We start from the raw sequence: 18,212 nt of genomic DNA, 5'->3' as shown, positions 1-18,212 counted from the left end.
TCAGGTCGCGCCTGATTTGGTGAGCGTCGTTCTGCGGCGCCCGGACAGCCGGCGAATGAGGATGGGCAGGACGCCTGTGATGACGAAGAGCGCAACGGCGACGGCGATGAAGTAGAGCAGAGATCCGTTGCGGCCGAAGCGAGGAAGGAAGGCGACTTGCTGGCCGGTTGCGGCGACGGCGTTGAGGAACGGGGCGTAGGCCTGCAGCGTGAACCCATGCGGCAGCAGATTGAGGGAGTTCTCGGCCACATAGACCCAGAACAGGAGCACGGCGACGGCGGCGGACGGACTCCGAATCAGTGACCCGACCGCGACACCCACTCCGCATGCGGCGAACGCGTAACTCGGGACGGTCCAGAGGAACCGGATGCCGGCGGAGTCGGTGATGTCCACATTCCCGTAGATCTGGGGGAACTGGTGCGGCAGCGTGACCATGACGACGACGAGCAGCACAACTATCGAGATTGCCGTGATGATGCCGTAGTAGATCCACCGAGCCAACGCGACCGTCCAGGTGCGGGGGAACAGGAAAGCATTGAGATCGCTTGTCTGACCGCGCCATTGGGTGGCATGGGCGTAGGCGGTGGTGACCATCATGACCGACACGGACAAGGTGATCACCCAGTACACGGAATTGGTTGTGCTGACTGCGGCTACGTTGCTCTGTCCGGGCAGGGTGGCGAGTCGTTCTGCGACAGCGGCGATTCCGAAGGTGACGACCAGCGGCAGCAGGAAGGTGAGTGGAACGGAGACGGTCCACAGGAAGCTGCGTCCGGTGGTGCGGGTCCATTCGGCGGCGACACCGCGTCGGATCAGGGTGGCTGGACCTGGATTGCTCATGGGGCCACGCCGGACGTGACGTGGGTAGGCAGGCCTGCGATGCGCAGGTAGGCGTCCTCGAGGCGGGTCTCGCCAGGACCCAGGGTGTCCATGAGGTGTGTGAATGGCTGGTCGGTCAGAATGCGCTGGTTTCCGAGGATGACGATGTGGTCGGCGTTGCGTTCGACCTCGTCGAGCAGGTGCGAGGCAACCAGGACACAGGTCCCGGCATCGGCGAGGTCGCGCAGCAGTCCGCGTATCCAGCGGATGCCCGCGATGTCGAGGCCGTTGAGCGGTTCGTCGAGCAGCAGGGTTCGCGGCTCGGAGAGCAACGCGGCGGCGATGCCGACCCGTTGGAGCATGCCGAGCGAATAGTGCCCGAGGCGGCGATCGGCGACCCTGGTGAGGTCGACGATCTCGAGGACGTCGGCGACCCGGCCGGTGGACAGTCCGCGGGCGCGGGCGATCCACCGTAGGTGCCGACGTGCCGTGTGGCGTGGGTCGAAGGCTCGGTAGTTGAGGTGCATGCCGAGCGTTGCCGGTGCGGTGTGGTGGGCCCGGACAAGCGTGTCGTCGACTCGGACGGTGCCGGTCGCAGGCGCGATGACACCGCAGATACACCGCAGCAGCGTGGTTTTTCCGGTGCCGTTGAGACCGATCAGGTAGGTGAGTGCCCCGTCTGCCACGGTCAGTTCAGGGACCTCGAGCACCGTCACGCCTGGGTAGCTCAGCGTGAGGTCACGGATATCGATCACCGGCGCTCGCAGCTGGTCAGAAGTCGCAGCCCATCGCCAGTCCGACGGCCTTGACGCCTTCGCACACAGAGCTGTTGGACAGCTTCCAGGCACCATCGATGCGCTTCCAGACCACGCGCGCGACCAAATCCGGTCGTCCCGCTGACTTGCTGCGCAGCATGGCGGTGTGCACGTTGCCGTCATGGGTTTCGGGGCCGGTGATGTCATTCGACCCGATCGGGGCGCGGAACAGGCCGGTGTTGTAGAGGGTGCGCGCAACCACGACCGCCCGCATGCCGCCTTCCATATTGGCGGCCTTGGCCTCGTCGGAGCCGGGTTGTTCGATCAGGAACGCGACCTGGGCGTCGAGATCGTCGACGGTGGGTACTTCTTTGGTGATGAGGAAATCGTCGGCGGCGGAAGCGAGAGGGGCATTGACAACCGAGGCGCCGGCCACGGCGACCGCTACGATCGTCGACGCGACACCAGCGACAGTTTTGAGGGTCTTCATTCTTTCATCCTCTGATCGACTGGGACAGCACCTGACGCACGCTCGAATGTGCAGGCGGCCAACAAATTGGCGTGTTCGAGATTACTCTTGTTCAAGTCGGATCTCAGCGTTTGAGGCCGATGACAGCGTCCATGCCCATGCGAGTTTCCGGCAAGTCGGGGCGGAGCCACTCCTGTACCGGCACTACACCGGGTTCTAGCAACTCGAAGCCAGCCATGAATGACTCCGTCTGTGCCTTGGACCGAAAGGAAACTTGGGCGGACGTACCCCTTGTGCCTTCGAGCACCTGGAGTATCTCCGGGGTGGAATCGAGGGAGCCATGGGTCATCGCCAGGTAACTGCCTGGTGCCATCGCATCGCGGAAGGCGGCGACGATGTCGGCGGGGTGTTCCTCGTCCATCACGTAATGCAGCACACCGATGAGCGTTATTGCCACCGGCTCGTTGAAATCGATCTGGGCCTCGTTCTTCAGCTGATCGAGGAGTTCGCTGGGCCGACGAACGTCGCCGAGCAGGGCTGTGACACCGTCTGGCTTGGTCAGCAGCGCGTCGCAATGGGCGTATACGACCGGGTCGTAGTCGACATACACCACCCGTGCCGACGGCTGGATCTTCCGAGCCACCTCGTGCACGTTGGGCGAGCTCGGGATCCCCGAGCCCAGATCGACGAACTGACGGATACCGGCGTCCGCGGCCATCTCGACCGCTTTGAACATGAAACTCCGGGTGAACCAGACCAAGGTCTTGAGTTCGGGTGTGCGAGAGAGCATTTCATCGGCGATATCGATGTCGGCCTCGCGACTGTCTTTTCCGCCCAGCAAGTAGTCATACACCCGGGCAGAGTTCATCTGATCGAGGTTGAACGGTTGCGGCATTCGGTTGTTCTCCGACACAGGCCCTTCTGTTCCTTCGACCACAGGTGTAACGGTAGCCGATCGCTACCTCGGACGGGTGCTCCTTCAGAGATCTGTCGTGTTCGGATGTGGGGGAGTACGCGGTGCCCGAACGGGGCGATGCTCCGCCCGCCCGAACCGAGTTGTCGATCAACCATGTTCCGACACAACGCGATCCAACCCTCCACGACAGTTCTACCAGCACTTACTACCCATTGGCTGCGCTGGTCGTTGCTGCAGTGTTACGGATCCGTTTCAGCCAACGCGACTGCGTGCGCTACCGCGGATCGTGCCCGGTCGACGGTCGAATAGCGGCCGAGGCCGCATGGGGCCGCGACGTCCACCGGGCCGCCGTAGGCCGACTCCGCCGCTGCGAGCGCCTGTCGTGCTTGCTCGAGCGGTTGCGTCGGAATCGCGAGCCCGGCGACAAAACGTGTAGTGGCAGGCAATTCGAGGCGCGCCAGTGGGGCGTAATACCGCGGCCGCACCGGCGCCTGTTTGCCGTCGCCGATGGGCATGTGGACGAAATCGAGATGCCGCCCAGCCGGCCAGTAGCGCGCTATCGCGTTGGCCAGCGCGACGACCGGGGCCGCCGATCGCGGCCTGATGGCCGGCTTGTCGTCGAGGCTCCCGTAGCACAGGTGTACACCGAAATGGGCATCATGGGGCGCCCGTGCGACGAGGCGTGCGATCGCTCGACCCGCCACTGCGGCCGGGCCCTCCCGCAGGCCCGGAGGTGTCGCCGCGCAGAGAAGCGTCTCCGCCGGCAGTTCGAGTTGGAATACGACGTTGTCCCGCAACGCCTCATGGATACGGACGATCTCTCGGACAGTGGCGTCGACAATCGGGCGGTAATAGGGGAAGCGTCGGTCGCCGGGATTGGCCGAGCCGCGACGCAACCTGAGCATCCGCGCCTCGAAGGCGATGAAACCGATGACAAAAGGCGTCGGTATGCCTACCTGCAAGCGAAGCCCGGGATCGGTTCGGTGTAGATCGACCAACGCGTCCCAGGCCTGTCTGGCCTCCGCCGCATAGCCGAGCGCGGTGTCGACATCGGCTTCGGCCATCGATCGGCCTGGCCGAAGTCGAAAGGTGTCGCGGGAACGCAGCGTCGACCAATCGCCCTCGCGCACGGGCACCAGCGCCGGGGATTTGCCGAGCCGGTCGATGATGGGTCTGACATACCACTGGGCCCGAACTGGCTCCGCTTCACCGCCCGGAACCATGCCGTCCAGGAATTCACCGGCTGTGTCGACGGCGAACGCCATGGCCTTCTCTGGACTGTCCAACTGTGCGGGCAAGCTGCCCACAAAGTGAATCCTGCGCTTGGGCTGCACAGCGTCAGTCTCGCACATCGGTTGCCCTCGAGACGTGGGCGTTCCCGCAATTCCTGCGTACATCGGAGTGGCGCAGCATCACGCAGGCTCCGTCGATGTCCTACGCGGCCTTGTTCACCGCCGAATGGCGCCAGCCCGCACATCGATCATGCGCGTGAGCAGATGCCGACCTTACGACGGTTGGCGAACGATGCATGGATTTGCCTGCTGCAGAGGCAGTTTCAGCCCAACCGCACGGCATCAGCGGATGTCCTTGGCGCGCGGCCGTTTTGGCGCCGACCACCGGATCGGAGGAGTCTTGTACCGACGTCCAGGTATAGGCTCCGACGGCGTGGACGTCTATCTCTTATGGCACATCCATCACGCGCGCCCGCTGTGAGCCAGGATGGATCGTCACCCAACCTGCTCTCGCGCAGCACCGCCGCACCAGCTGGCAATGATCGAAACCTGATCCGTCGAGGCGCAAGCGATCTCGTGGGATGCCCAAACGCGCTGCATCCTGTGCGATCATGGTCGTCGTGGGGTCGGTCGAGATCGAAGACAATCTGAGATATCTGCTTAACCAGTGGGATCCGATCGGCGTTGCCGACCTGGTGGATGACGAGTACGAATGCCTGGTCGGGCCGTTGCTGTCCAGGCTGAACGCCGGAGCGAGCCGGAGCGAGATCAGCAAGTTCCTCTGGAGTGAACTAGACGACCACTTCGGACTGAACCCCTATCACGCGCCAGACCATTACGGAGTGGATCCGCTAGCTGACCAACTCGTCGCATGGTGGGCCACAGTCGATTCGGTGTGATAGCGCGGTCAGGTGCGTGGTGCGTACATGATGATCGCGACTCCGAGTAGGCAGATCACCGCGCCGGTGATGTCCCAGCGGTCGGGGCGAAAACCGTCAAAAGCCATGCCCCAAGCCAGGGAACCGGCGACGAACACCCCGCCGTAGGCGGCGAGGATGCGCCCGAAGTTGGCGTCCGGCTGCAAGGTGGCGACGAATCCGTAGATGCCGAGGGCGATGATTCCGCCGCCGATCCACGCCAAGCCGCGGTGCTCGCGCACGCCTTGCCAGATCAGCCAGGCGCCGCCGATCTCGGCGACGGCGGCCAAGACGAACAGCACGATCGAGCGAACAACGGTCATGGAGTGGGACCCTACGCAACGAAGATCAGTGCCCAGCAGCGCCGCTGCCCCACACGAGGTACTGCCGTGCGTGCAGCGCTGTGCCGACTGTCGAGTGTTCAGCCGACAGACGTCAGATGGCAAGGCTGCCAAGCTGTTCGAGAGGGTCATTCGGCGTCGGAGCTGAATCTTCGTCCGCACGAGGATGCGCAGCATGTGGGTGCCTCCGGCGAAGCGGACGAGGCGCCTCCTGGATTCGAATCGAGCGGACGATGGCTTACGACGCCGACGCATATCGAGCGAGTATCACCCCATCGGCAAAGCAGGAGATCGCACGGCTTGCAGGCGAGGTAGCGGCGGCGCGACGGGGGAATGTCCGCCCGCGGATCGCGGAGGGCGGCGTCACTGGCTGGGTTATCGATGAAGAAGAGACCCTGGACTCCGACGAAGATTATGAGGCCTGCAGTCATTGGGACTTGATGATTCTCGGAACTGACGGCACCCTCCACGAGGGTAAGCGTGAACGCACCTACATCAAGGGGCCGCGAATCACCCTCGACAGATTGAGTATCAGTTCCTTCGACCCCGAAGCCTGGGACAACCAGTACGACAAAACTCGTGCATACGACGGATGGCATGCGCGCCGCTGCGGCTACTACGCCTTTCCCCGCTACGGGGATCGAGTTCGTGGCGCACTGGCGCAATTCGGTCGAACCGGGCACAGCGTCGGCGGCTATGCGACGCCCGCGAGCTCGGTCGGTCGCGAGCGCAAGAGGGGTGCTCCGACGGGGGTTGTCGTGGCGGCTGCCCTGATCGGAGTGATCGTGCTGATATTGCTGATTCTCTGAACCGGTTGCCGCTTACACGATGAGCCGCTGATCGTGGGTTCGCTGGTATTACGCACAAGCAAGTCCTCGAAATATGTGCATCTGCACTGTATTTCACGATTGAACCGCCCGGCGTGCTCCTCGGTGGCGCATGCGCCAAGTGCTGCCCGTTGGCGGCAAAGTGTTGTGGTCGGGCGCGAAGGCTTGTAGTTGGTCTGCGAGCGAACAGCCGAGGTTGGTGGCGAAGCTCAGTGCGTAAATCCTCTGTCCTAGAAGAGGTTTCATCCTTCTTGGGCGAATGCTCCCGAGGTCTCCGGTTGAGTCTGTACCTGGTCGAGCCGAGAGCCGTTAAGCATGGATTAATTGAACGGAAGCACAGCTTAAGAGTGATCTATCTCATGATTTTTAGGTGGGTCGACACGGTGATGGCGTTGATGTCGAGTCTTCGGCGTCAGTGGGCGTTGTCGTTGCCGGTGGGTGCCGACGTGGTGGAATCGGGGATGGGCGGTTCGGTAATGCATTGTGTAGCAACTGGTTACCGCCACTCGTAGCTGAGATGTGGAGATATGTGTCAGGAGGAGGCAGGGCGAGGTGGGATCTCGGTGAAAGCTGAGAGCAGGCTGAGCAAATCGCTGTGGTTTGACCAGCATGTGGGATGAGGTTTTCCCGGCTGCTGTGGGCTGAGCGGCTTGCTGCGTCGAGAAGGTTGTTAGATGTCAACTTGCGCAGAGGGTTTCGGCGCCAGTTGGCGGTAGACATGTGCGGATCTCTCGATGGTCCTGCGGTGAGGTTTCGACCGCGTGAGAGTGTCCGGTCGTCTGCGGGTCTGGAGGGAAAGTCGTCGTCACGCGATGTTGTGCGGTCCCGCCTGGATGGCCTCAGTATTGACTGAGGGGTAACAGTTTTGGCGACAGGGTGCACTATCTGTTCGGGGACACTCCCGCGCGTGGTGCCGAAATAGGCTGTGTGGCAGCAGTCTATCTGAATTATTGAGGACTACTCTTCTTCGTCATTTCTACGCATCTCGTGAGACATGCTGTGTAGCAACGTAATTGACGTATCGCAAGTGAGATGTCGCTACGGCCATTCTCTCCCATGTCCCACTGTGACCTGTTTCATAGTTCAACTGGTTCGCGTTCAACTGGTTCTGTCTGGAAGTGGTTTGTCGTGTTGTTACGCTTCCGCCCGATTTCGGGGATGCCTATCAAGGGGATGGGCTCAGTTGTTGTGGAGTGTGATGAGGTTTCGTCGTCAGGGCGACGCGTTCGCGCGTTGGTTCCCTGCCAGTTGGTATCGGTTGAAGGTGGTCCTGGGGAAAACCCAACCAGGATGTCACCTCGGGTGGACCACGCTTGCTGGGATCGCGCGTGTGGAAAGCGATCACGGTCGGCATCGGGGTGCGAGGATCGGCGCCGACGGACAGGTGAAACCACCCATCCGAGGTGTTGCGCTCGACGGCACCAACGGCAACGCTCGCATCATCGATCCCGACGCCTCGGTACGTGCCGGGCACACCGTGTATGCGACCGCGGCAGGCCCGTTCCAATTCATCCCTGACACCTGGAAACGGTGGGGCGTGCGCGCCGACTCCGACTACAAGACCCTGTCGAGCACACTCTCCAAAGGTAAACCTGCAGTGCCGCAGGAACTTACGGGAAGTCCTGACAACATCGACGACGCAGCGTTGGCAGCCGGACGCTATCTGTGCGCGTCCGGTGGCGATCTGTCCACCGCCGGCGGCTGGAGAAAGGCCATCTTCGCCTACAACCACTCCGACACCTATGTGAGGCAGATTCGCACTGCAGCAACCAGCTATGCCGGATAAAGCGGCAGCTGAACACGATCAGCGAGTCAATAAATCGATGCCGCTAGTTTCTGGTTATGAACATCCGGCGCTGATTCGGAAAATCCTGGGTGTGATCGACGTGTAGTCCTTCGAATCACTCGGATTCGTTGCCGGGGGAGAGCGATCGGCGCCGCATGCTACCCAGATGCCAAGTGGCGCAAGCATATAGAGACTAACCCTTTCCTGACTACGGGAACGGTCTATTCGGCGCGCGTGGAATTACTATTGCAGTGTTCAGTTTCTCTCCTATTTGTCAGCTTCGGGAAGATATGTTAGAAATTCGTCGCCGCAGCTTCGATGACTGGGCCGCCACCCATTCGGTGGGGACCATTTGGGTGGCGAGATGAATTCCGGATGAGGAGAAATTCGATGAAGAAGGTTCGTGCGGTCGGTGCCGTACTGGTCGCGGCATCTGGTCTGATGCTCGCGGCGGTGGGTGCAGCCTCGGCCGCGCAGACGGCTGCTCCGGAGCCGGTCGCCGGCACCGGATCGGCGAGCGCCTCTGGCGGCGTGGTCGATTCGATCGTGAGCGGTAGCGGCGGCACCGGTTCGTCGTTCAGCCTCAAGGTCGGCAACGGCAATGTCGCGGACACTCCGCCGGCGACAGGCAGCGCGGGAAGCGGCAGCGCAGCAGCTGGGTAGTTCTTCCCTGTGCGTCACCAATCCGCCTGCAAACGACTGTCCGAAGTGGCAGGCCCCTCAGCGTTGGGTCGGTTGGGTTCGAATTGGCTTCTGGTTGAGGCTGTTCGGGGTTGTCGCGGGAGGGAACGACGTTGGTGCATGGTGAGCTCGTCAATGACGGGTGGTGGATGTGTGAACGGTGTGATGGGTGCTTGTGGCAGGGGAGTTGAATGCTCGACCGCACGGTGCGGTTGAGCGTGGTGAAGCATTCTCCGGCCGAGAGAATGCGGTGTGAGGGCCCGGGGTTGTCGGGCCCCGTCAGCGGTTGTGGTGTCGCCGACCTTGCGCAGCCTCAGGATCCAGGCTCGACGGAGGTCGGCGGCGAGCCGCGAGTGTCGGGGTTATACAAGCTCAGGCAGAGCTTCAGTCGGTGCTGCCGGGCGACGGTGCTCGAGCCAGAATCCGTACTGGCGTAGGTCGGTTTCCAGACCATTGGCCACGTATGCCGCGTAGTCGCGGAGTCCCGCTGCAGCGTCGCGATCTTCGGGGCTGGTTCCAGCGGACCATTCTCGTTTCGCGCTGTCGATCCAGGCGAGCAGACGGTTCCGGTCGGCCCACCACTCCCGGACCTTCGACAGGGTCCAGTGTTCGTCCCCGTCGCAGGCGTAAGCGCCGAGGGGGTCGTCGTAGGCCGCGCTCAGCAACAGCCGCACTTCGTGAGGGTTGCGCGGTTGGCGGTAGACGACTTCGGCGCCGAAGTCGTCCTCGTAGATCACGTGCTCGGGGGCGATCAATCTGCCTGTCCAGCAATTATCGGTTCCGGCGCCGTAGAACGGGCCTGGCACGTTGCGCCAGTCTCTATTGGCCCATTCTCCGCGCAGATAATCTGCCGGGGATCCGAGCCGTTGATTTTCATAGTTGGCCCTAGACAAACTGGCCGAGGTCGTGACGGTTGGGAGCGGGTTCCAGTACACGCCCGCGAGAGTAGCGAAACTGGGTAAGGCTCGCTCGAGAGGTGGTCCAGCCTCGACGGAGGCCTGGCGCCGCCGCATTCACCGTCATGGAACACCGATAGTTATTGGCGCTCAAATCATTACGAGTTGAAAGCGAAATCTGAAGAAGTGATGAAGTTATGTGCCGCGGTTCTGCTTGCGGTGGCGGCGTTACTGTCGCCGGCAGCGTCCGCCAATGCCGTTGCCGGCGACACCTATGTGGCCTTGGGTGACTCTTACACGGCGGGACCGAATGTCGCGCCGACGGATCGGATGGCTCCGCCAGGTTGCACCAGGTCAGCGGCGAACTATCCGCACCTGGTCGCGTCCACGCTCGGGCTGCGACTCGAGGATCGCAGCTGTACCGGCGCCAAGACCGAAAATGTCACCACCACAGCACAATTCCCTGATCAGCCGCCGCAACTCACCGCCCTGACCAGTACGACCAAGGTCGTGACATTGGGCATCGGCGGCAACGACAACAACACCTTCCGCGACGTGGTCGCCGCGTGTATCGCCACTGACAGCCTGACTCCCGTCGGCACTCCGTGCAGGGACACGTACGGCTCGACCTTCGTCGATCAGATCCACGCCGACGCGCCGGTCATCGGTGCGGCCATCACTAAGATTCACCAGATCGCGCCTACGGCACAGGTTTTCGTCGTCGGATATCCGGCGATCCTGCCGCGCGACGGTGGCTGCTATCCGCAGGTCCCCATCACCGACGGCGATGCCGCCTACGTCAACGGCATCGAAACCGAACTCAACACCGTGCTGCGTGACCAATCCCGACTCAACAACGCCACGTTCGTCGATACGTACAACTCCAGCCTCGGCCACGACGCCTGCCAACCCATCGGTACCCGCTGGGTCGAACCGGTTGTGCCCGGCCAGAAAGCGGCCACCCTGCACCCGAACGCCGCAGGCATGCAAGCCGACACCGCAGCGGTGACTGCCGCGATACGAAACCCCAGAACCTCGTAGCGCGCGACCGCACTGGTTACGCCGCGATGTCGATGCGACATCGCGGGGCTCAACGCTGCCTTGGGGTAGTGAAAACGTCGAATCGCCAGCAAGGCGATCAAGTGCCACCTGTTGGGCCGGACGATTCCGGCTCGGACACGAATCCCGTTGAGCGACTGGTTAGCCCGGCGCTTCAGCGCACCAAAGACGGTATCCAACGGCGACCCGACAATGCGTCGCCACCGACAGAGAGAAGTGGCATTGACCCCATTCCAAGAACGACCCGTCTCTCGGCGTAGATCACGCCTGTATTCACGACTACTGGCGTTTACCGGCGCCGCGCTGTCGATTGTCACCCTCGCGGCCTCGGCCACCGCAGAACCGCCTACCGCTCCGAGCCCGTCTACGACGATAACCAGCCCAGCCACGGGCGCGCCGACCACGGGTGCCCGGCCGCCAGCTACTCCGTCGCCCTCTAGTCCAGGCCCGGCGACTCAGCCGAGCCGTAACCCTGCCCCGAGCTCGGTCCGGCCCACATCGGATCCGACGCCGAGTCAGGTTCGGCCGCAACCGAGTTCGACATCGGCGCCGACACCTTCGACGTCGAAACCAGCACCCTCGACATCGCTGCCCGCGCCGCCGGCATCGACCACCTCGCAGTCCCCGTCATCGACAACGGTTGCGCCGCAATCCACATCGGAGTCATGTCCGACCGCGCCGGATCCGGACAAGAAGACCAAGCCCGGCACCTGGAAGCCAACGGCGAAGCCGAACAAGCAGATCACACCGGGCAAGATGCGCTCGGATTGCGAACAGATCCCCGACGGATTCAGCAAAGCAGACGCCGACAAGGCAGAGACGATGGAGGCCGCGATGGCCTCACGGAACAGGCAGCTCCGGGTCTCCGATGGCTGTCAGGTGTACTGGCCCGCCCCGTATGAGGTGTGCGGCGCGATCCGCGACAAGTACAACGAGCTCGGCGGCCCCAACGGGTTTCTGTTGCACCCCAAAACAAATGAGCTGACCAACCCCGATGGACGCGGAAAGCGCACCGAATTCGTCAACGGCCCCATCTACTGGTCGCCTGAAGGTGGGGCTCATCCGGTGGTCAACCACTTCCTGGCCGCCTGGGCGCGATACGGCTATGAGGCCGGCTACATCGGCTATCCGACCACCGACGAGATCGTCAACCCAGACAAGGTCGGCCGTCGGCAGCATTTCACTGGTTCCACTATCTACTGGAAGCTGAACGAGGCTTATTCGATCGGCGGCAGGATCTTCGACAAGTGGGGCGAAACTGGTTGGGAACAAGGCTTTCTCGGCTATCCGACCAGCGACGAGACCGCGACCCCGGACGGGGTCGGACGGTTCAACCGGTTCGAACGCGGCGTGGTCTACTGGACATTCCCGACCGACGCGCATCCGGTCGCGGGCGCCATTCTGGACCAATGGTCCAAAGCCGGGTACGAGCGCAGCAAATACGGCTACCCGACCAGCGATGAACGCGGCGCGGGCAGCCGCCGCGAACAGGACTTCCAGCACGGGAAGATCACCTGGCCCAACGACGCTGCCGACGAGGTGTCCGAGGAAGTCCGAACCAGGGAGCTGTTGTCCGACGCGGTCGCGCCGAAGAGGCTGGTGCATATCTATGACCAGGACTCCGGCGGCGCGGATCCTCGGCTCGCGCCGCCTTCAGCCGGACAGCCCAGCGAGTGCGTGCAGGGCTTGAAGAACATCTCCCGGCAAGTCAGCTGCAGCGATCAGGAAGGCACCATCACCCGATACCGGATCCGAAACGGCACCAAAACCGAAGTAGGCCGTACGTGGTTCGTCGCGAAGACCTGGATCGCATTCAGCCTGTCTACGCGGTGGAGCACGACACCGACATGGGAGCTGGGTGTGCGGATCGAGACGACGAAGACGGACGGGGAATTCGAGAAGAACCCGACCGATTATGTGCTGTCGACGTTCTGCGAATCCGGCACGATGTGCAAGACCACGAGCGCGCAGGACAGTGAACGCCGTGTACTCAAGCAGGGAACGGTGGTCGAGTACACGTGGCGCCAGGAGTCCACAGGCCCGGCGACCAAGGCGGGCGGGGTTATCGATCCGATGAAGGGCTTGATCGGCGCCAAAATGCTGCACGGGCCCATACCGAATCCGTGGAGCGTCGAGCTGAACAACCTCGACGCACGCTGTGACAGCGTCGAATACAAAGTCGGCTGCGTCAACGACAAGGCGCTGGCCGGAGTCGGGTACAACGCCCAGAGAAATCCCAAGATCTCCGAGGTCGCACAACACGTTTTCGATGCTCAGGCCACATTGCCCTCACATTGGGGCGTGTACGAAGTGCCTATCGAGCGCACGTTGGACACGACGTTGAAGGACGCCAACCGGGCTGTGGCTTGCCCGGACGGATGGGCGACGCTACCGGACACGTGTGATGAGTACCCAATGGCCACCACCTACCAGGGCGCATCCAAAGTCGCTCCAGGGGATTGGTCACGACGGAAGGTACCGAAGGAAGCCAACGATTCGCAGGGCGGTGTCACGGGCGCTGCGTACTTGTCGGGGCGAATTCTGGAGAAGGAACGCTTTGTGGTTTTGGCGGTCCTGAAGGACGGCAGGACATCGTGGTGACTCGTCAGCGCCAGCGCTTCGGTGGCGGGTACTGCGGTGCGGTGTTGGCGTCGGTAGGCCACATCCGTATCCGCCACGTATCGCCTGGATTGGTGGAGTGGAGTTGACCCTCGAAACGTAGGCCACGCCCGCTGATCTCGATGTGGTAGGAACCGGGCGCGATTAATAGCGGGTCGTGCGAGGAGCTTGTCGCCGACGAGATCCACAGCTCACCTTGGTCGTCGATGGTGGTGGTCGCATCGATCACCACCTGCCACTCGTCACGATCTGGATGCTGCGGGCGGTCGAACAGCTCGAAGTCGATGAGCATTGCGGAGTTGTATTGATGAGGGCTCAGCACAACCATGTTGCCGCCGGCGGTGGTCGCGTACAACCCGTCGTCTATCGCGCGGTCCACTACATCCGGCAGGTCCACGCCGTCTTCGGCGCTGCCGACCAGGTAGAACTGTCCGTAATCCATGGAAATGGTACGAGCTTCACGCCGAATCGGCTGGTCCGAATACATCCACAACCCTCTCCATCGATACGCCGCTTGTTGCTGCTGTCGTTGCCGGACTGGCCTGTCGGGACGGTAACAATCACCGTCTTTATCAACAAATCGACATCTAGCACCCTGAAGGAGTACTCCGTGGCCGACAACGCCAAGCCTGTCAACGAGCAAGCCGACGATCTCGAGGAACCGAACATCGACGGCACGACACCGAAAACCGTGTAGGACTTCGTCGACGATTCCCAGCCTGGCCCCGGCACCGCACGATCCGAGACGCTCGCCCCTGTGAGCGAAGGCCCCGCGGTCAGCGAAGTCGAAGGCGGGTGGACGGCGCACAGCCCAGGCATTCAGCCAACCGATCACGAGTCTCAACGGTCATCGGCTGCCGCGACTGACACTTCGCGGGTGTCACAGAAATCGGGGTCTTGTGTTGGCGCGGTGAAATGCGTGACGCTGCAAGAGAGTTCGATCGGACTCGCGGTGTGGCTGTGGAGGACGGTCCGGCAGGTAGAGGGGGCAAGGAATGTCTGTGCGGTACGAGCTCGGTCCGGCTCGGATCTCCTTCGAGGATCTACGCAGCGTGATTGGCCTACTTCGCCGACACGCCGGCGGTGAGCCGAGCCTCGTTGCCGATGGCGCTGGACCGGGCCGCAGGATAGTTCGGGATCTCGACGACCTGCTGTGGCTGCCCGACTCCGTACGCCGGGATCTGTATTTCGAGTCGGCGGACGGCAGTATGGATATCCTGCTCAATCGGAGGTTCGCGTTCGCCGACGCGCATCGGAATGCGGCGCTCGCGCGCGAGATCACCGCGCTGTTCCGTAGTCGCCGTTCCTACAACCTGGCCCTGTTCACCAAGACGAATTGGTTGATGGGACTGGCCGGCCCGGCGTCGGGGGCGGCTTTTGTCGCGATCTTCTCGCTGTTCACCGACTACTCCTACTCCCGACGAGATGTATTGCTGCTCGTCATCTTTGCGGTCGTCATAGGTGTGGCGAACTTCTACTCCAGCGTCAAACGGCACGGCGCTCACGTCGTCATCGACTACGGCGAACCGGCGATGGCAACCGAACCTCTCGGTGCAGACGTGCAGGACGACGGCAACGTCGTCACCAGCCGTGCCGCGGCCCGCCGGATCGCCGAACAGGTACTCGCTCGAGTCAATACCCGTGCGGAGCCGCTCGCTCTGTTCCCCGAGCACGATTGTCCCGACCTGGGCTGGGCCTGGGTGTATGGGTACACCACTGTCCGCTGGCTCGAGACCGGCGATCCGGACGCCGTGCCCCCGCCCGGCGGCGGCCCGATCGTCGTCGTCAAAGACACCGCCGACACCTGGATGCTCTCCGGCGCTCGGGATTACAACAAGCAACTCGCCGAGTACGCCGAACGGCATGGCTACCAGCACACCGTGCGGTACGGCTAGCGGCGTGCGGGGCGCAGCCTCGAGATGGGCTGGGCCCCATCGATACTGCCGCGGAAACGCAAAATGCGGGCGATGTTGCCGTTGTCGGCACATCGCCCGCATGGTGTCGGCTACTAGGCGCCGCTACCGGTTGCCAGCAGTTTCAGGATTTTGAGAATTTCGAGAACGGTTCCGGCCGAGCCGGAGTCGACCGATCCACTGGAGCTACCGGCGTCCGCCGCCGCGATACCGGCATCGGCTGCCGCAATTCCGGTGCCTGCCATCGCAATTCCCACAGCGGCAGCGCAGGTCACGCCGAACACGCACAATTTCCTCATACGTAACACAGTCCTCTGCAAATCGGAGCGTCCGGGACGCGGCGGTAGCGCGCGTCCCGGTTCACTGATCGGCGGCGATGTGCCACCTGAACCGGATTTATAGCACTGGGTTTGGTCTGTTCGACACTGTGGCGACTGCACGCAAATTGAACCTAAGAGCCCGCTATCTTGTTGGCGCACAATGTGTTCGACTGGTGCCGGTCACCAATCGAACGCCTCTGTGGATGCAGATCGACGCCATGTTCCGCGACTAGCCCTGTTGCTCAACGAAATTCGGAGTCGCCAATGGTCGGCCGGACTCCTCGAGACGCACGTGACGAAGGCTTCTTCGATCCGGGAAGGGGAGCAGTGCTGATCGGCGCGATCAGTCTTTGGTGGGGTCTGCGCCGGGCTTCTTGGATACCGAGTCGCCTGGTTCGATCGAATCCCACAGGGCGCGGTTCACTCGGACCTTGATGATGTTGCCGTCGTCGAGGCGGACGACCACGCGGCGATAGAGGTTCGCGCCGTCCAACAGTCCGCGTGACTTCTTGACCACGGTTCCCTGCCACTCCTGCTGTACCACTGGACCGACCTCCTCGCTCGATACCGACACCGTTGCCGCCTGTTGATGGCGCCCAGTCAGTCTGCTGGCTCGGGCAGGTCCGGGGCATCGCCTTGCCGGGGTATATCGCGGGATACCTGAGGCGTACGTGCGATCGTCTCAGCTGTTGACGGTCACTGGCCGTTGGTCTCGGCTCGAGCGCGGACCAGCAACGAGCACCTAGGCTGTTGGCAGCGAACACGGCGTGGATCGGCAGGTGATGGACAGCACGAAAGCGGAGGTCGGCTACTCGCACGGAGGGTTCTCGCTGGACTCCACCGGCGCGGGCGCGGTGTCTCGCGGTTTCGATGTCTTCCGGCACGGGTGGCAGACGCAGGTCGGTGACGGCTTCCCGCTGCCGACCTTCAGCCGGGCGACGACCGGTGATTTCCGGGTCAGGAGCCGGGTGGCGAAGGTGCGCGATGTCGCGATCACCGATCTCGACAGCGCATCTGTCATCCGGACGGCGGGCACCCCGTACGGCTATGCGGATCAGGCACGGATGTATGTGGTGCGCCGCGGCGTCTGGTCGTTGGGCGGCGGGCCCGATCGCGCCGAACACACGGTGCCTGCCGGACAGTTCCTGCTGCGGCATGGGCCGCCGCTGCACTTCGGGGCGGCGCCGCACACCACGGTGCAGATTCTCACGCTGCCCTCCGCCGTCTTCGATGTACGGCTGCGGAACCGGAGTTTCACCGCGTCGGCGGGCTCGGCCGAGATGCGCTTGCTGCTGGCCCACACGAACATGGTGCACGCGACGGTGACCGACCTCGGTCCTGCCGGTGTGCACGCCGCCCACGGCGCCATGATCGAGCTGGCCAAGGCAGTGGTGGCCGGTCGCTTCGACGATGCGGAAGCCGCGCTCAGGCCGCCGCTTGTCGAAGCGGCAAAGGTATTGGCGGACAGTCATCTTGCCGATCCCGAGTTGTCCGCGGCGATGCTGGCAGGGGAACTCAACGTCTCCGTGCGCACCCTGCAACGGGCGTTCACGGTGGCGGGGGAGTCGGTGACCAGCTACATCCGCCACCGCAGGCTGGAAGAGGCGCGGCGCGCACTCGCCACTCGGTCCCGGCTGCCGAGTGTCGCCGAACTCGCTGCGTACTGGCAGTTCTCCGACAGCAGCCACTTCGTCCGCGCCTTCAAGAAACGCTATGGCCAGACGCCCGTCGAGTACGCCCGCTCAGTGCGGGCCGCTGGGCCCTAAGGACTTGGCGGACAACACATCACGCGGTCCGATAGCGTCCGCGATGCTCAAACAGTCACTGCCGGAGAAGATTCCGAGTTCATAGCGCACGGAATCGGCGTCGAAGGAGTGGACGAGCACGCCGATCTCGTAGTCGCCGGGATAGGTGACTTCGCCGATGTAGTCGATGCGATACGACGACGGCGACAGATCTGGCACGAGCCCGCCTGCACCGAGTGCCGCCGCAGCGAACACCGCGACCGCCTCGTCGTACCAGGTGGCTTGGGCCAGGTAGTTGACGTGCTGATTGACGTCGACGTCACCTATCCGTGCACGTAGGGGAGCGAAGAACGCGTAATGCTCCCGTTGCTTGCGTTCGGCGCTCGGCTTGGCCGCTGTCGTCTCGCTCGAATCCGGTACGGACAGGTCGGTGAGATCCGCGATCAACTCGTCCGGAAGCGCAAGCGGCCCTGCGGAACCGAGGAGGAGCACGGTGGCGCCGCCGCTGCCGACCCGCCTGCCGCCGGCGAACACTGCTTGCTGGTAGGTGAACGATGACCGCCCGATGTGGCGAATGCCGGTGTGCACGACCGCGTCGGCGCCCGAACGATGGACGGGCGCAAGCACTTCGACTCGCTGGCTGACGAGAATGATCTGGTGCCTGCCGAATTCACCGGCGCCGACGAGCCTGCCGAATTGCGGCGTCTTCACCCGTATCCGCGCGTCCTCCAGCCAGCGGGCCATCCCGATCGCGCTCACCGCACCGTTGCGGCCGAGATCGCCCTGCCGCAGTCGGATATCGCACTGGGCCGGAAAGACAGGGTCGTTGATGGAAGCCATGAGAAAACCTTAGGAATGCCACCCAGACCTGCGCTTGAACAACCGCGCCAACTGGATAGAACATCCGCGCCACGTCC

Annotated in this window: 21 protein-coding genes; 9 read left to right on the top strand and 12 right to left on the bottom strand. The window is 63.1% G+C overall.

Annotated elements, in window-relative coordinates:
- The 5 genes from ACGFNJ_RS06865 to ACGFNJ_RS06845 form a co-directional block, all read right to left on the bottom strand.
- Entirely contained in the window at positions 1-840 is an 840-nt protein-coding gene (locus ACGFNJ_RS06865) for an ABC transporter permease (protein WP_393444280.1), read from the bottom strand.
- Positions 837-1,574, bottom strand: a complete 738-nt coding sequence (locus ACGFNJ_RS06860; RefSeq protein WP_393444278.1) for an ABC transporter ATP-binding protein — start codon at positions 1,572-1,574, stop codon at positions 837-839. The genes ACGFNJ_RS06865 and ACGFNJ_RS06860 overlap by 4 nt, the downstream gene beginning before the upstream one ends.
- A 16-nt stretch (positions 1,575-1,590) precedes the next feature.
- Positions 1,591-2,064, bottom strand: a complete 474-nt coding sequence (locus ACGFNJ_RS06855; RefSeq protein ID WP_393444276.1) for a hypothetical protein — start codon at positions 2,062-2,064, stop codon at positions 1,591-1,593.
- A 103-nt stretch (positions 2,065-2,167) separates the two neighbouring features.
- On the bottom strand, positions 2,168-2,980 hold the full coding sequence (locus ACGFNJ_RS06850) for an SAM-dependent methyltransferase (RefSeq protein WP_393444274.1): 813 nt from the start codon (positions 2,978-2,980) through the stop codon (positions 2,168-2,170).
- A gap of 218 nt (positions 2,981-3,198) precedes the next feature.
- On the bottom strand, positions 3,199-4,266 hold the full coding sequence (locus tag ACGFNJ_RS06845; protein WP_393444272.1) for a hypothetical protein: 1,068 nt from the start codon (positions 4,264-4,266) through the stop codon (positions 3,199-3,201).
- A gap of 536 nt (positions 4,267-4,802) precedes the next feature.
- Between ACGFNJ_RS06845 and ACGFNJ_RS06840 the strand changes: the two genes are divergently transcribed.
- The gene (locus ACGFNJ_RS06840) at positions 4,803-5,090 is read left to right on the top strand and encodes a hypothetical protein (protein WP_393444270.1); all 288 of its coding nucleotides are present in this window, start codon (positions 4,803-4,805) and stop codon (positions 5,088-5,090) included.
- An 8-nt stretch (positions 5,091-5,098) separates the two neighbouring features.
- Here ACGFNJ_RS06840 and ACGFNJ_RS06835 read toward each other — a convergent pair whose 3' ends face one another.
- Complete coding sequence (locus ACGFNJ_RS06835) at positions 5,099-5,431, bottom strand: YnfA family protein (protein WP_393444268.1); 333 nt, start codon at positions 5,429-5,431, stop codon at positions 5,099-5,101.
- A gap of 251 nt (positions 5,432-5,682) precedes the next feature.
- Between ACGFNJ_RS06835 and ACGFNJ_RS06830 the strand changes: the two genes are divergently transcribed.
- The 3 genes from ACGFNJ_RS06830 (at position 5,683) to ACGFNJ_RS06820 (ending at position 8,725) form a co-directional block, all read left to right on the top strand.
- Positions 5,683-6,258, top strand: coding sequence for a hypothetical protein (locus ACGFNJ_RS06830; protein ID WP_393444266.1), 576 nt, complete (start codon positions 5,683-5,685; stop codon positions 6,256-6,258).
- A 1,348-nt stretch (positions 6,259-7,606) separates the two neighbouring features.
- Entirely contained in the window at positions 7,607-8,062 is a 456-nt protein-coding gene (locus tag ACGFNJ_RS06825) for a hypothetical protein (RefSeq protein WP_393444264.1), read from the top strand.
- A gap of 390 nt (positions 8,063-8,452) precedes the next feature.
- Positions 8,453-8,725 (top strand): hypothetical protein, encoded by a 273-nt coding sequence (locus ACGFNJ_RS06820; RefSeq protein WP_393444262.1) that lies wholly within the window; start codon positions 8,453-8,455, stop codon positions 8,723-8,725.
- A 380-nt stretch (positions 8,726-9,105) separates the two neighbouring features.
- Here the strand turns inward: ACGFNJ_RS06820 and ACGFNJ_RS06815 are convergent, their stop codons facing one another.
- Positions 9,106-9,678: a ferredoxin gene (locus tag ACGFNJ_RS06815; protein WP_393444260.1), complete on the bottom strand. Its 573-nt coding sequence runs from the start codon at positions 9,676-9,678 to the stop codon at positions 9,106-9,108.
- 126 nt (positions 9,679-9,804) lie between these two features.
- Between ACGFNJ_RS06815 and ACGFNJ_RS06810 the strand changes: the two genes are divergently transcribed.
- Positions 9,805-10,680, top strand: a complete 876-nt coding sequence (locus ACGFNJ_RS06810) for an SGNH/GDSL hydrolase family protein (protein ID WP_393444258.1) — start codon at positions 9,805-9,807, stop codon at positions 10,678-10,680.
- A 533-nt stretch (positions 10,681-11,213) separates the two neighbouring features.
- On the opposite strand, the gene ACGFNJ_RS06805 is transcribed toward ACGFNJ_RS06810, so the two are convergent.
- Complete coding sequence (locus ACGFNJ_RS06805) at positions 11,214-11,510, bottom strand: hypothetical protein (protein ID WP_393444256.1); 297 nt, start codon at positions 11,508-11,510, stop codon at positions 11,214-11,216.
- Between the two features lie 22 nt (positions 11,511-11,532).
- Between ACGFNJ_RS06805 and ACGFNJ_RS06800 the strand changes: the two genes are divergently transcribed.
- On the top strand, positions 11,533-13,299 hold the full coding sequence (locus ACGFNJ_RS06800) for an LGFP repeat-containing protein (protein ID WP_393444253.1): 1,767 nt from the start codon (positions 11,533-11,535) through the stop codon (positions 13,297-13,299).
- A 4-nt stretch (positions 13,300-13,303) separates the two neighbouring features.
- Here the strand turns inward: ACGFNJ_RS06800 and ACGFNJ_RS06795 are convergent, their stop codons facing one another.
- Positions 13,304-13,759, bottom strand: a complete 456-nt coding sequence (locus ACGFNJ_RS06795; RefSeq protein WP_393444250.1) for a hypothetical protein — start codon at positions 13,757-13,759, stop codon at positions 13,304-13,306.
- Between the two features lie 72 nt (positions 13,760-13,831).
- Between ACGFNJ_RS06795 and ACGFNJ_RS06790 the strand changes: the two genes are divergently transcribed.
- Both ACGFNJ_RS06790 and ACGFNJ_RS06785 read left to right on the top strand, forming a co-directional pair.
- Positions 13,832-14,014 (top strand): hypothetical protein, encoded by a 183-nt coding sequence (locus ACGFNJ_RS06790; RefSeq protein ID WP_393444247.1) that lies wholly within the window; start codon positions 13,832-13,834, stop codon positions 14,012-14,014.
- A gap of 304 nt (positions 14,015-14,318) precedes the next feature.
- Positions 14,319-15,212, top strand: a complete 894-nt coding sequence (locus ACGFNJ_RS06785; RefSeq protein ID WP_393444245.1) for a YrhB domain-containing protein — start codon at positions 14,319-14,321, stop codon at positions 15,210-15,212.
- Positions 15,213-15,325: 113 nt separating this feature from the next.
- On the opposite strand, the gene ACGFNJ_RS06780 is transcribed toward ACGFNJ_RS06785, so the two are convergent.
- Both ACGFNJ_RS06780 and ACGFNJ_RS06775 read right to left on the bottom strand, forming a co-directional pair.
- On the bottom strand, positions 15,326-15,514 hold the full coding sequence (locus ACGFNJ_RS06780; RefSeq protein WP_393444243.1) for a hypothetical protein: 189 nt from the start codon (positions 15,512-15,514) through the stop codon (positions 15,326-15,328).
- Positions 15,515-15,893: 379 nt separating this feature from the next.
- Positions 15,894-16,124, bottom strand: coding sequence for a hypothetical protein (locus tag ACGFNJ_RS06775; protein WP_393444241.1), 231 nt, complete (start codon positions 16,122-16,124; stop codon positions 15,894-15,896).
- Between the two features lie 208 nt (positions 16,125-16,332).
- On the opposite strand from ACGFNJ_RS06775, the gene ACGFNJ_RS06770 reads away from it, so the two are divergent.
- On the top strand, positions 16,333-17,316 hold the full coding sequence (locus tag ACGFNJ_RS06770) for a helix-turn-helix domain-containing protein (protein WP_393444239.1): 984 nt from the start codon (positions 16,333-16,335) through the stop codon (positions 17,314-17,316).
- On the opposite strand, the gene ACGFNJ_RS06765 is transcribed toward ACGFNJ_RS06770, so the two are convergent.
- Positions 17,293-18,135, bottom strand: a complete 843-nt coding sequence (locus ACGFNJ_RS06765; RefSeq protein WP_393444237.1) for a hypothetical protein — start codon at positions 18,133-18,135, stop codon at positions 17,293-17,295. The two genes, ACGFNJ_RS06770 and ACGFNJ_RS06765, sit on opposite strands and share 24 nt — an antisense overlap.
- Between the last annotated feature and the right edge of the window lie 77 nt (positions 18,136-18,212).

It is taken from the genome of Nocardia sp. NPDC049149 (assembly GCF_043197455.1).
Classification (GTDB): Bacteria; Actinomycetota; Actinomycetes; order Mycobacteriales; family Mycobacteriaceae; genus Nocardia.
This window is presented reverse-complemented; position numbering and strand designations above follow the sequence as displayed.